This is a genomic window from Morganella sp. HMSC11D09, from assembly GCF_001807955.1.
Taxonomy (GTDB): Bacteria; Pseudomonadota; Gammaproteobacteria; order Enterobacterales; family Enterobacteriaceae; genus Morganella; species Morganella morganii.
The window spans coordinates 194,312-207,688 of the sequence record NZ_KV791684.1; the positions used below are offsets into that span (position 1 = coordinate 194,312).

Here is a 13,377-nt window from a genome sequence, read left to right on the forward strand (position 1 = left end):
CGGGAGCATACACCAGTATGTGACCGGGGTGGACGAACGAAGCCAACACAGCCACAGGCGGAAGGATGACGCGGATTCAGGATTTGAGGAGACCGCGCACAACCACCTTGCTCGCCGGGGCGCTGCGATCCGTCGCCCGCCGCACTGCCATATTGATGGCCTGCCAGGCAATTTCCTGAAGATCATGAGAAATGCACGGGAAGTTGAATCCGTAGATATCGGCATGAGAGACTTCATCGATGCTGAACAGCGAGACATCTTTTTGCGGGATCAGATTGTGGCGGATACAGGCTTTGATAATCCCCAGTGAGATCTGGTTATTACAGCCGACAAAATAATCCGGCGCGGGATGGTATTTCAGGTAATGGTCGGTGACTTTAAAGGCTTCATCCATCAGGAAGTCCGCATGCAGCACATTGACGCTGCTGACCTGGCCGTGCAGACCGGCCACCATGCCGGTTACGCGATCCTGGGCCACATTGGAATCTTCCGGGCCGGATACAATCACCACGTTATCCGCTTTTTGTGACAGCAGATAGCGCCCTGCCTGCAATCCGCAGTCGAGGTTATCGATGTAAACGCCGCTGCATGCCTTGGCATCCAGCTCACGGTCAACCAGGATCACCGGAATATTGAGCAGTTCCAGCTGTTTCATATACGCCGGGCGATACACCCTTTCGGCGGAGACAACGGACAGAATGATGGCATCCACGTTGTAACCAATCAGCTTATCAATGATACGCGCTTCATTTTCACGTGATTCATAGGAGTCAAACATCAGCGTGTCATACCCGGCGTTATAGGCTTCCAGGGTGATGCGCTTGGCCAGCCCGCCGAAAAACGGGTTGCTCATGTCCGGGCTGACAATACCGATGGTACGGGAGGATTTCGCGCGCAGGCTGCGTGCCGCCGCATTCACCACATAACCGATTTTATCTGCGGCATCGAGAATACGCCTGAGAGTTTCCGGGTGAACCTTATCCGGCTGCGAAAATGCGCGGGATGCGGTGATCTTACTGACATTCGCAATAGCGGCCACATTTTCCAGTGTGACTTTCTGTGTCCGGGGTTCCGCCAATTTTCTCTCCTTAGCAGCAACGTATCATTTTATACCATTATAATATCATCTAAATCGATTCAGTCACGTGAAAAACACGCTTTTTATTACTTAAACCGATACTAACAACTTTTTAACATTCGAGTCTTTTTATCCGCGGATCGGTAAAAATGTCGTATTCATCGGTGTTTTCTGTGGAGAACTCCGACACCACCGCGCCCTGCGGTCCGGCTTTAAACCAGTGGCGGGTATCCGGCATGATGGTGTACTGCTCTCCCGGCCGCAGCAGAATAAAGCGGTCACAGGTGTACCATTCCTCATCCCCCTGCGGCGGACGGCAGACCGGATTGCCCTGAGCATCCTGATTCAGTGTCAGCGCAGGATCATCCACAAACAGATACACCTCGCCCCAGCGGCAGCGGAAAGTTTCCTGCTTACCCGGCCGGTCTTTGTACGGCGGATGACGGTGCTCCGGACAGGTCTGGTCAGCAAAGAGAACCAGCTCTTTGGCGCAGTACAGCGGGCTGTTGCAGTACGTGAGCAGTTGCAGGCCCGAGCGGGGATAATCCGGCAGATTAAAGTGAGCAATTTCAATATGCTGCTGTTCCGCTTCTGTCAGAATGATATGTGCCTGTTCCAGAACCGCCAGTGATTCCGCGATATACGGCTGTTTATTCATCTGCCTCTCTCCTGAATGATATCGTTATCATTATAGCCTTGTCACAGATAGCAAAGATGTGACCCGGAAGACCCTTTGCCGAATACTACATGAGTAGATCAGACTTTATTTAATAAAAGTTTAACCATCATCACATAATTATAATAAACATTGCTCTATTATCCGCATCATAGTAATGATATCGATATCATTTTAATGAAAGGAAATGATCATGAAGGCATTAGTATTAGAGAAAGCAGGGAAAATCGCCATTCAGGATTGGCAGAGCAATGAAGTACTTGGCGACGACGATGTTGAGATTAAAATCCACACCGTCGGTATCTGCGGCAGCGACGTTCACTATTATCAGCATGGCCGTATCGGGCCGTTTGTGGTTGAGGCACCGATGGTGCTGGGTCACGAAGCGTCCGGTGTGATCACTGCAGCCGGTAAAAATGTGAAACACCTGAAAGTCGGCGATCGCGTGTGCATGGAACCGGGTATTCCGGATCTGCAGTCCCCGCAATCCCGTGCCGGTATCTATAACCTTGATCCTGCCGTCCGTTTCTGGGCAACTCCGCCAATCGACGGCTGCCTGCGTGAAAGCGTGATCCACCCTGCCGCCTTCACCTTTAAACTGCCTGATAACGTTTCCTTTGCCCAGGGCGCAATGGTTGAGCCGCTGGCAATCGGTATGCAGTCCGCGACCAAAGCCGGGATCAAACCGGGCGATATCGGTCTGGTTATCGGTGCCGGGACCATTGGTATCATTACCGCGCTGTGCGCACTGGCCGGTGGCTGTTCCGATGTCATCATCTGTGATGTGTTTGATGAAAAACTGAAAGTGGCTGAGAAATATCAGGGCCTGCACGCGGTTAACAGCAAAGACCAGCAGGCACTGGCGGATAAAGTCCGTGAGCTGACCGGCGGTGAAGGCGTGAACGTCCTGTTTGAGTGCAGCGGCGCGAAACTGGTTATTGCGTCCATCTCTGATCATATCGCCCCGGGCGGCACCGCAGTTCTCGTCGGCATGCCTATCGACCCGGCACCGCTGGATATCGTGGCGGCACAGGCGAAAGAAGTGACCTTCAAAACTATTTTCCGCTACGCCAATATGTATCCGCGCACCATCCGTCTGCTGAGCTCCGGCAAACTGAATGTGGCTCCGCTGCTGTCCGCAACCTACAAGTTCAAAGACAGTGTCGAAGCCTATGAGCGTGCAGCCGAAGGCCGTGCGACTGATGTGAAAATTGTGCTGGAAATGGAGTAAACCATGACGCTCTATGCCGGTATTGACTGCGGAACACAAAGCACCAAGGTCATTATTGCCGATAACCGGACCGCGCGTATTCTGGGTGAGGGCTCGGCCTCTCACCCGATGATCAGCGAATCAGACGGGAGCCGTGAACAGGAAGCTGTCTGGTGGACTGATGCGCTGCAAACCGCGTTTGCTCAGGCGATCAAAAACGCCGGAATTGACGGGCGGGATATCCGCGCCCTCGCCGTTTCCGGCCAGCAGCACGGTTTTGTGCCGGTCAGTCATGACGGTACGGTACTTGCGCCTGCCAAACTGTGGTGTGATACCTCGACCAGTGCGGAAAATCAGTGGTTTATTGATGCACTGGGCGGTGAACAGGCCGCGCTTGACCGCCTGGGGGTGTTGCCGCAGACCGGCTATACCGTGTCAAAAATTATCCGCTTTAAACAGCAGCACCCGGAACTGTGGAAACAGCTGCGTTATGTACTGCTGCCGCACGATTACCTGAATTTCTGGCTCACCGGACAGGCCTGTGCCGAGTACGGAGACGCCTCCGGGACCGGGCTGCTCAATATCCGCAGCCGTGAGTGGGATCAGGCCGCCGCTGATCTTATCGATCCGGAAGGCCGTTTATGGCAGGCGCTGCCGCCGCTGGTGCGCGCAGAGCAAATCATCGGCACGGTTCGTCCGGAGATCGCGGCGAAGCTCGGTATTTCCCCGGAAACCCGCGTGGCATCCGGCGGCGGCGATAACATGATGGCCGCCATCGGTACCGGAAATATCCGTCCGGGCATCACTACGATGAGCCTCGGCACCTCCGGTACGCTGTTTACCTTTGCGGAACAACCGGTTGTGGCGGATTCCGCGATGATCGCCGGGTTCTGCTCCTCCAGCAATGGCTGGCTGCCGTTGATTTGCACCATGAATGTCACCTCCGCCACCACTACGGTTCAGTCCTTATTAGGCATGGATATTCAGGCCTTTAATGATGCACTGAACAGCAGTAAACCCGGTGCGGGCGGTCTTATTATGCTGCCGTTCTTTAATGGTGAGCGCGTACCTCAGTTACCCGAAGCCCGCGCCAGCCTTCACAATATGGACGGCAGCAACCTGACTCCGCAGAACCTGAGCCTGGCTGTGGTGGAAAGTGCCACTTACGGGCTGCGCTTCGGTATCGATCTGTTCCGTCAGCAGGGAATTACCACCAGTGAGATCCGTCTGACCGGCGGCGGTGCCCGCAGCGTGAAATGGCGTCAGATTGTCGCGGATATCATGGCGGCACCGGTGGTGTGCGTCACCAACCAGGAAGCGGCAGCGCTGGGTGCAGCGGTTCAGGCAATCTGGTGTGACACCCTCAGCGCAGACAGCGCACCGGAAGCACAGCTGGCCGCTCTCTGCGACCGCTTTGTGCAACTGGATGACAGCAGCCGCACACAGCCGGATCCGGCGAATGTGGCGGTTTATGAGTCCCTGTATCAGAACTACCTTGCTTTACTGACATCAGAATACCCGGAGGTCACCGTATGACAGCCACTGTCGCTGACAATGAGGAATTACTGCGGGTTGAAGGGGTGCGCAAAGCCTTTGGTCAGGTTGTTGCACTGAAGAACGCGCAGTTTTCACTGAAAAGAGGTTCCATTCACGCCCTGTGCGGCGGGAATGGCGCCGGTAAATCCACGTTCCTGAGTATCCTGATGGGCTTTATCCGCCCGGATGCGGGGGAAATCTATGTCAAAGGCAAACGCTGTGAGTTTCATCAGCCGATCGAAGCCCTGCACGCCGGTATCGCCATTGTTCAGCAGGAGCTGAGTTCCATTCCTGATCTGACCGTGGCGGAAAATATCTGGCTGGGGCGGGAGCCGCGCCGGTTCGGGTTTGTCGATTTTAAACAGCTCAACCGGCAGACCGCTGAACTGCTGACCGACCTGCATTTTGATATCTCCCCGTCAGAAAAAATGCGCAACCTGAGTGTGGCGGAACAGCAACTGGTCGAAATCGCCAAAGCCCTCTCCCACGCGGATGCGGATATCATCATTATGGATGAGCCGACCTCCGCCATCGGCGAGGAGGATGCGCAGAAGATTTTCGATGTCATCACCCGCCTGACGGAAAAAGGTAAAGGCATTATTTATGTCTCACACCGCCTGTCCGAGATTTTTCAGATAGCCGATACCTTCACCATTTTCCGTGACGGTACCTTTATCACCGACGGCCCGCTGGCGGATATTACCCGCGAGAAGCTGATTGAGCTGATTATCGGCCGTGAGATCAAAGATGAGTTCGCCAAATTTAACGAGCCGACAGATGAAACCATTATGGAAGTCCGGGAACTGTCCCGCGATGACCAGGTGCAGGACATCAGCCTGACGCTGAAAAAAGGCGAAATCCTGGGAATTTACGGGCTGGTCGGCTCCGGCCGTTCTGAGTTCCTCGACCTGATTTTCGGCATCGAACACGCCGATAAAGGCACCATAAAAATTGGTGACCGCTTCCTCGACAAACACACACCGAAAGATTCCATTAATGCCGGGATCGCCTATGTCACTGAAGACCGCAAAGATACCGGGCTGATGCTGGGCCGCTCCATCAATGAAAATATCAATATCGCCTCATTTGGTGCCATCAGTACCGGCGGCTTTATTCATGACCGCAAAGAGCGTGCCCGTGCAGACGACATGATCACACTGTTCAATGTCAAAACCCCGGATGCGGATCAGCTGGTCGGGAACCTCAGCGGCGGTAACCAGCAGAAAGTGGTTCTGGGACGCTGGGCGCTGATCGAGCCGGATGTGATGCTGCTCGATGAGCCGACACGCGGCGTGGATGTCGGTGCCAAGAAAGAAATTTATAAGTTTATGTCTGAGTTCGCCTTACAGGGCAAAGGCATTGTGATGGTCTCTTCTGAGCTGTCGGAGATTATCGGGATGAGTGACAGGATTATTGTTTTCCGTGACGGACGGATCGCCGGAGGGCTGACCGCCGCCACTGCCACCCAGACTGATTTAATGAAACTTGCGGTGTGATCTCACCCGCCAACGTATGCATGAATAAAGAGAAGTGACCATGACTACAACAAATACTGCACCCGCACCAGGGGTCTCATTTATCGCCCGTAACAAGAAAAACATGCACAAATACGGCATTATTCTGGCGTTCTTTGTGCTGTGTCTGATTGTGGCGGTTGTCGGTGAAGTTCAGGTCGCCCGCGGCGAATGGACCAATAACTACTTTCTGAGTCAGGACAACATGCTGATTATCCTGCGTCAGATTTCCATCAACGGTATTCTCGCCATCGGGATGACCTTCGTCATTATCACCGCCGGTGTTGACCTCTCTGTCGGTTCGGTGCTGGCACTGAGCGGGATTGTGGCGGCGCGGTTTGCCACCAGCAACACCGGACTGGCTATCGGTGATACTGCTAATGCCGTGATGATCCCGATGATTATCGCACTCGGCATCGGTATCATTTGTGGTCTGCTCAACGGGACTATCCTGGCGAAATTCAACCTTCAGCCGTTTATCGTCACCATGGGGATGCTGTCTGCGGCACGCGGTCTGACCCTGCTGACCACTGACGGTAACCCGGTTTCCCAGCTCAACAGTGATTTCCGCTGGCTGGGTAACGGCTATATTCTGGATATCCCGGTACCGGTGGTGATCCTGGCGGTTATCTTTATTCTGGCCTGGATTTTACTCAATAAAACCACCTTCGGCCGTTATGTGTATGCCGTCGGCGGCAACCCGAAAAGCGCCAGAACCTCCGGTATCAGCGTGATTAAAATTAAAGTGCTGGTTTATACCCTGTGTGGCGCGTTAGCCGGTATTGCCGGGCTGATTCTGACTGCCCGTACCGGGTCAGCACAGACCAGTGCAGGCAGCGCCTACGAGCTGGATGCAATCGCTGCGGTGGTTATCGGCGGCACCAGTATGGCCGGTGGTGTGGGGACGTTAGTCGGCACCCTGTTCGGCGTGTTAATTATCGGTGTGATGAATAACGGTCTCGACCTGCTGGGCGTGCAGTCGTACTACCAGCAGATTATCAAAGGCGCATTAATTGTTATCGCCGTACTTTTGGATCCGTCACGTAAGCAACGCCGTGACTGATGGCAGTACCGCGCGGATTCTTTCAGTTTAAGGCCAACACCGCCACAGGCTGAAGGATGACGCGTAAAAGACTATTACAACAGCAAAAAAACAATACCCTACACAATGAAGGAATGACCATGAAAAAACTGACCAAAATCGCTGCACTGACAGCCCTGATGATGGGCGGACAGGCATTTGCGGCACAGGACAATCCGGTGAAAATTGCCGTTCTGATGTACGGCATGAAAGCTGAATTTGTCCAGTTAATGGAAAAATCCGCAAAAGAGCATCCGGCTGTGAAAAACGGTGAAGCGATCATCACAGTTTATGATGGCCGTTATGATCCGATGGTTCAGAACAACCAGGCGGAAACCGCAATCCAGACCAAAGCCGACGCTATCATTATCAACCCGATGGATTATGAAGCGAATATCGACGTGGTCACTATGGCAAATGACGCCAAAATCCCGGTTATCGTCACCAACGCCCGTCTGAACACCGACAAAATGACCGCAGAAGTGGTGTCTGATGACGTCCTCGGCGGTTATATGGAAGCCAAAGCGGTTCTGGAAAAAATGAACTGTGAAGGTAACGTGGTTATTATCGAAGGGCCGAAAGGCGGCAGCGGTGAAATTCAGCGCGGCGAAGGTAATGACAAAGCGATCGCAGAATGTGGTCCGGGTAAAGTGAAAGTGCTGGAGCGCAAAACGGCTAACTGGTCACGCGCAGAAGCGATGCCGCTGATGGAAAACTGGTTACAGAAACACCGTGGTAAAATCGATGGTGTTATTGCACAGAACGACGAAATGGCACTGGGTGCGATCGAAGCAATCAAATCTGCCGGTCTGAATGTGAATGATTTCTCCATTGCCGGTGTTGACGGCGTGTCTGATGCTATCCGCTCTGTTCAGGAAGGCGAAATGGTCTCCATCCTCCAGGACGCTAACGCACAGATGCAGGGCTCTATCGACCTGGCGATGAAAGCAGTCAAAGGTGACAAATACGAGCCGCAGTCCAAAATCTGGGTTCAGTATGCTGACCAGCTGAAATGGAATGACGGTAAAGACAAACGTTACGCGATTCCGTGGACTCAGGTCACCAAAGAAAACGCGCAGCAGTTACTGGATGCCCGTAAATAAATACACTCCGCCGTCTTCTTATGAAGGCGGCGTTTTTTTATCCGCAATTTCCCCTGGTCAGGCCGTTTTATACACAATTCAAAAAAGTCATGTCCGGAAAGCGGCATGAACCGCTGAATATCCCGCAACGCCGTATTCATCCTTCCCCTCTGATTAATTCACCGTATGATAGGCTTATCTGCCGGATAAATGTGCGATGTGAAATAATGGATGACAGAGAAAAGGTGGTTGAAAAAGTCAGAAAGCTGATGTCTCTTGCCGAAAATGCCGGTAATGAGAATGAAGCCGCGAACGCCTTTTCAAAAACGCGGATATTTATGAAAAAATACCACCCTGAACTGTCTGATATCTATTCCGCAGAACCGTCTCCCCCGCCCCCTCTCCCCGCAGAAAAACACCACCGCGCCCGCTGACCCCGGAAGAGCGGCACCGCGAAATGACACGACTGAAACAACAGGAAAAACAGCGGCTGCGGGAGTTTCAGAAAGTGGCGGAGCAGCAGCAACGGAAACGGCAGCGAGAGCGGGAGCAGCAGGCACTGCACGAACCGGAAAAACGCAGGGCACAGCAATCCGTTCATGATACTCCGGCCGCACCGTCCGCCGGAAGAGGAGCCGCGCCCGGTCAGATTACACTTCACCGGCCCGGCACTGATTTTCACCATCCTTCTGTTATTTGTGGTTTATATACTGTATTTACAGTAAATGGCCGGCACCGGTTACATACGGAATACCGAGTATTTCCATCGCCAGTGCATTCCACGCACGGCAGCTGCGGCTCTGATACCCGCCGCGCACACCGGCCAGTGCCAGATCGTAGGAGAGCACCGGGTCGGTCACCGGCAGCAGTACCAGACCATCAGCCGTGCGTTCACGCCACATGCTGTCCGGCAGCAGCGTGATCCCCACCCCCGCCCTGACCATCGCAAGGATCAGATCAAGGTGATTGCTCCGTCCTGCTACCACCGGTTCCGTGCTGTAAATCCCGCACGCGCTGCGCACCAGGTCGTTTATCCGGAACGCTTCGGAGAAAAACACAAACGGCTCGCGGATAATCTCCGCAAAGCTCACCTGTTTTTTTGCCGCCAGCGGGTGCTGATGATTCACCAGCAGCATCAGCCGGTCGGTGGCGAAACGGTGCAGCTCAAACAGCTGCTCATCAAACGGCAGCATCACCGCAGCGGTTTCCACCGTACCGTCGGTCATCGCTTCGGCCATCTGTTTCGTGCCCAGTTCGAAAATCTTCAGTTCCACCTGCGGATGGCGGGACGTAAACGCCATGATGATCCCGGCAAACCAGGTCGAGGCGATAACCGGCGGTAATCCCACATTCAGTGTGCCGGTCAGCGGGCCGGATTTATCCTGTAATGCTTTGTTCATACACTGAAACTGCACCAGAATCCGTCGCGCGTGCTCATACAGAATCGCCCCTTCATCGGTCAGCGTCACTCCGCCGGTATCACGGACCAGTAACGGAAATCCCAGTTCGTGCTCCAGCTTCTGAATACTGCGGCTGATGGCGGGTTGCGTGACAAACAACGCCTCTGCCGCCCGGCTGAATCCTTTGTACTGAACCACCTCTGTAAAGTAGCGGAGTGCGCGTATATCCATGTTTCTGCTGTCCTATAACAAAAAGTTATCACACTGATGATTATATACCATTTCCATTTATACCGCAGAACCACTAGAAATGATCGTCATAACACGTGGTTCGTTCTGAATAAACGGTGTGATCGGAGAAGATAACAATGACAAAAAGCGTAATTGAGCATGTTTTAAGCCGTCTGGCAGATTTGGGCATCACCGATGTTTTCGGTGTCGCGGGAGATTTTGCGTTCCCCATTGAAGATGCGGTCTGCGACGGTAACACACAACGCTGGATTGGTAACTGTAACGAACTGAACGCCGCCTATGCCGCAGATGGCTACGCGCGTATCAAGGGCGCCGCGGCGCTTTCCACCACGTTCGGCGTGGGTGAATTAAGCGCGATCAACGGTATTGCCGGTTCGTATGCGGAAAACCTGCCGGTTTTTCATCTGGTCGGCATGCCTGCCAGTGGTGTACAAAAGAGTGGCCGCCTGGTGCATCACACCCTGGGCGATGGCAATTTCAGCCTGTTCTGTGAACTGGGGCAGCGCCTTTCCTGTGCCCACGCCATAATGACCCCGGAGAACTGTGTGGCGGAGACAGAACGCCTGATTGCTGCCGCTCTGCGCGAGCGCCGTCCGGTCTATATGGGTTTCCCGTTTGATTACGCCACACAGCCGGTTCAGATACCGGAACACCTTACCGCACCGGCACAACCGGTCAGTGACAAAACCGCGCTCACTGAAGCGGTTGCCGCGATCAGGGCAAAACTGGCGGACAGCCCGTCCGCCTGTATCCTGCCGGGCATGCTGGCCGCACGTTCCGGACTGATTGATGACGTACAGGCGCTTATCCGTCAGACCGGGCTGCCATACGCCACCATGTTTATGGATAAAGCCATCATCAGTGAATCCGACCCGCATTACGCCGGGATGTATAACGGTCATCTGATGAATCCGCAGGTCAGGGAATTTGTTGAAAACAGTGACTGTGTGCTGGGTATCGGAGCGGTGATGACAGACTTTAACACCGGCAGTTTTACTGCTGATATCGCACCGGAAAAGCTGATCAGCATTATGGCGGATCATGTCCGGGTCGGCGCAAAAATCTGGCAGAATGTGTATATGCGGGATCTGCTTCCCGCCCTGATCGCCGGACTTCCGCACAGAGAATGTCATATTCCGGCAGCAACCGGGCTGGGTAAACCGGTAGCTGACGCTTCCGGTAATATTACCCCGCCGTATCTGTATCCCCGTTTTGAGCAATTGTTCAGAAAAGACGACATTATCATCGCCGAAACCGGTACGGTTTCAATGGGGCTTGGCTTTGCACTGCTGCCGGAAGGGGCGCAATTCCATAACCAGACGTTATGGGGATCAATCGGCTGGGCAACACCTGCGGCCGTTGGAGCCGCCATCGCGGCGCCTGATCACAGATTGATTCTGATCACCGGGGAAGGCTCACACCAGCTGACTGCCCAGGAAATCAGCCAGTTTGGCCGTTTTGGTCTGAAACCACTTATTTTCGTGCTGAATAATGACGGCTATCTCATTGAGCGCCTGCTGTGCAAAGACCCGGAAGCCGTTTATAACGACCTGCCGCAGTGGCGTTACGCACAACTGCCGCAGGCGCTGGGATGCGATAACTGGTATTGCCGCCGCGTTACCACCTGCGCGGAGCTGGATGAGGCAATCCGGGAAGCGGAAACCGGTGACCGCGCCGCATATATTGAAATCATTACGGAGCGCTATGCCGCATCCGATCTGGCAAAAAAACTCGGTGAATCAGTAGCAACACTGTACTCGTTTTAACTCTCCGGTGATCCGGATGCAGCCCCCGAGGCATCCGGATATTAAAACCCGTTTTTCTCACATACGGCTTTATTGGCGTTCAGCCCTATCTGCAAAAAACATAAAACAAAATTTAATCACATGATAACTATATAAAATAAGTTACCCCCGGAATTACTTTGATACTATTAGTGGTGAGGCTCGCAGTAGATTTAACAGGTTACAGACATAGCGAATTAAACGGATTTTTAAATAAAAAAGGAGCTTTTAATGTCAGATAAGCATGACCCTTCAGACGGTACGCCCCATATTAAAGTTACTGTATACAGCACCCCTTGTGAGAGTGAAGAGTGGCCGTCTATTGATAATTTTAACGTATTCCAGTATCCCGGTCGCAACCGCCCGTCCATCCTGAAAGAATATCTCGATGAAGCACGCAGGGAACCGGAGCGGATGGTCTATCTCAGCAGTGCCGCAGCAGTCGGCCGGAGTGCATTAATTTTTCCGGTTAACGGCACTCTGGCCGCAACCATTGCATCCTGGATTCAGTCTTTCGATTTCAGTGCTCTGCTGGCAGGACTGAGAGATACATTACCCCTGGCGGGGCGGATAACCGGTATTGCCGCATTATTGTGGCCGACTAAAATGGGGAACGCTGAATTATATCAGGGTGCCGGACCCCTTATTGATTTAAACCGTGCGAAACTTGTCGATATGAGGCAGGCGGATATGGTTGTCACGCTGCCGTCTGAACTGGTCACCACGGTAAAACCGGCAGACATCAGGGGACAAAAAACGGTTCCCGCAATGGTTGTGGCACAGGGTGTGGTGGATGCCGTTAAGCAGGAGCACACGGTTGCACTCACAATGGCGGAAAATACGGATATTCCGGTCATCACGGCACAAAAAACGAAGAAACCGAATGTGTATACCGCAGAGGTTGTCCCGGGTATGAAGCCGCTGCGGATAAGAATGGTGTCACCATCAGGTAAGCAGGTTCCCCCCTCAAAAAGTGTGGAACTTCCGGCCGCAGAGCATTATCTTCCTCAGCCGGACAGCGGAAAAACCCATCATGCGTTTATTGTTTTCGGCGATGATTATCAGCCGGTTTATATTTCGGTGACGCGGAAGGAGTGGCAGGTAAAGCCTTATGTTGAGGCTAAAAAAGCGGAAGAAGAAAAAAAACGTCAGGGTGTTAAGGATAAAGGTCATAGTTACCACCCTGAACCAGATGTTGAAGAAATTAAAGGGTTGGGGGAATTAAAACCAGGTAAAAAGAAAACGCCTAAACAAGGTGGTGCAGGTAAACGCGCACGCTGGGTTGGGGATAAAGGCCGTAAAATCTACGAGTGGGACTATCAGCACGGTGAGCTGGAGGGGTATAGAGCCAGTGACGGCCAGCATCTTGGAGCATTTGACCCGAAAACGGGCAAACAACTGAAACCCGCTGATCCGGAACGTAATATCAAAAAATATTTATAAGGAGATAACATCATGGGATTGAAAGTACATTTACAATGGTTTGATAAAAAAACGGAAGACTTTATTGATAAGGAATATTCAGTAGATTTAGGGGATGACGACACTGTGATTACTCAGACAGTCAACCCGACAGAAAATATCATTAATAACGGTTGGTTTGATGTTATTTCCGCGTGGGTGCCTTATCTTCAGAATCACCTTAAACATAAAATTGATCTGGGTAAATACGATTATCAGGTGGCATTTGCTTACCGGGATAACTGGTAATTAATTACCATCAGTGATGAAATGAAGGCGAATACCCGCCACTCACAAATGAGT

General features: G+C 52.8%; 12 protein-coding genes. 9 read left to right on the forward strand and 3 right to left on the reverse strand.

All coding sequences use genetic code 11. From position 1 onward, the window contains the following. Window positions 1-76 precede the first annotated feature (76 nt). Together HMPREF3119_RS08730 and HMPREF3119_RS08735 are read right to left on the reverse strand one after the other, a co-directional pair. Window positions 77-1,078, reverse strand: coding sequence for a LacI family DNA-binding transcriptional regulator (locus tag HMPREF3119_RS08730; protein ID WP_004237729.1), 1,002 nt, complete (start codon window positions 1,076-1,078; stop codon window positions 77-79). A gap of 112 nt (window positions 1,079-1,190) precedes the next feature. Then, window positions 1,191-1,736, reverse strand: a complete 546-nt coding sequence (locus HMPREF3119_RS08735) for a D-lyxose/D-mannose family sugar isomerase (protein ID WP_004237728.1) — start codon at window positions 1,734-1,736, stop codon at window positions 1,191-1,193. A 211-nt stretch (window positions 1,737-1,947) separates the two neighbouring features. Between HMPREF3119_RS08735 and HMPREF3119_RS08740 the strand changes: the two genes are divergently transcribed. The 6 genes from HMPREF3119_RS08740 to HMPREF3119_RS19375 all read left to right on the forward strand — a co-directional run bounded on the left by HMPREF3119_RS08740 (window position 1,948) and on the right by HMPREF3119_RS19375 (window position 8,611). Continuing rightward, window positions 1,948-2,985, forward strand: a complete 1,038-nt coding sequence (locus HMPREF3119_RS08740) for an NAD(P)-dependent alcohol dehydrogenase (protein WP_070579373.1) — start codon at window positions 1,948-1,950, stop codon at window positions 2,983-2,985. 3 nt (window positions 2,986-2,988) lie between these two features. Continuing rightward, a complete protein-coding gene (xylB, locus tag HMPREF3119_RS08745) occupies window positions 2,989-4,500 on the forward strand; it encodes a xylulokinase (RefSeq protein ID WP_070579377.1) in 1,512 nt (503 codons plus the stop codon). After that, a complete protein-coding gene (locus HMPREF3119_RS08750; protein WP_070579381.1) occupies window positions 4,497-5,996 on the forward strand; it encodes a sugar ABC transporter ATP-binding protein in 1,500 nt (499 codons plus the stop codon). The genes xylB and HMPREF3119_RS08750 overlap by 4 nt, the downstream gene beginning before the upstream one ends. 40 nt (window positions 5,997-6,036) lie before the next feature. Next, window positions 6,037-7,077 carry an ABC transporter permease gene (locus HMPREF3119_RS08755; protein WP_004237724.1) on the forward strand — a complete coding sequence of 347 codons (1,041 nt, stop codon included), beginning with the start codon at window positions 6,037-6,039 and terminating at the stop codon, window positions 7,075-7,077. A gap of 158 nt (window positions 7,078-7,235) precedes the next feature. Then, on the forward strand, window positions 7,236-8,198 hold the full coding sequence (locus HMPREF3119_RS08760; RefSeq protein WP_246829264.1) for a substrate-binding domain-containing protein: 963 nt from the start codon (window positions 7,236-7,238) through the stop codon (window positions 8,196-8,198). A 206-nt stretch (window positions 8,199-8,404) separates the two neighbouring features. After that, entirely contained in the window at window positions 8,405-8,611 is a 207-nt protein-coding gene (locus tag HMPREF3119_RS19375; RefSeq protein ID WP_163628269.1) for a DUF2786 domain-containing protein, read from the forward strand. 282 nt (window positions 8,612-8,893) lie between these two features. Here the strand turns inward: HMPREF3119_RS19375 and HMPREF3119_RS08770 are convergent, their stop codons facing one another. Then, a complete protein-coding gene (locus HMPREF3119_RS08770) occupies window positions 8,894-9,808 on the reverse strand; it encodes a LysR family transcriptional regulator (protein WP_004237722.1) in 915 nt (304 codons plus the stop codon). Between the two features lie 137 nt (window positions 9,809-9,945). On the opposite strand from HMPREF3119_RS08770, the gene HMPREF3119_RS08775 reads away from it, so the two are divergent. The 3 genes from HMPREF3119_RS08775 (at window position 9,946) to HMPREF3119_RS08785 (ending at window position 13,323) form a co-directional block, all read left to right on the forward strand. Further along, on the forward strand, window positions 9,946-11,595 hold the full coding sequence (locus tag HMPREF3119_RS08775; protein WP_070579390.1) for an alpha-keto acid decarboxylase family protein: 1,650 nt from the start codon (window positions 9,946-9,948) through the stop codon (window positions 11,593-11,595). A 432-nt stretch (window positions 11,596-12,027) separates the two neighbouring features. Further along, entirely contained in the window at window positions 12,028-13,056 is a 1,029-nt protein-coding gene (locus HMPREF3119_RS18785; RefSeq protein ID WP_071592738.1) for a colicin E3/pyocin S6 family cytotoxin, read from the forward strand. A gap of 12 nt (window positions 13,057-13,068) precedes the next feature. Further along, the gene (locus HMPREF3119_RS08785) at window positions 13,069-13,323 is read left to right on the forward strand and encodes a colicin E3-like toxin immunity protein (RefSeq protein ID WP_004240967.1); all 255 of its coding nucleotides are present in this window, start codon (window positions 13,069-13,071) and stop codon (window positions 13,321-13,323) included. The last annotated feature ends 54 nt before the right edge of the window (window positions 13,324-13,377 follow it).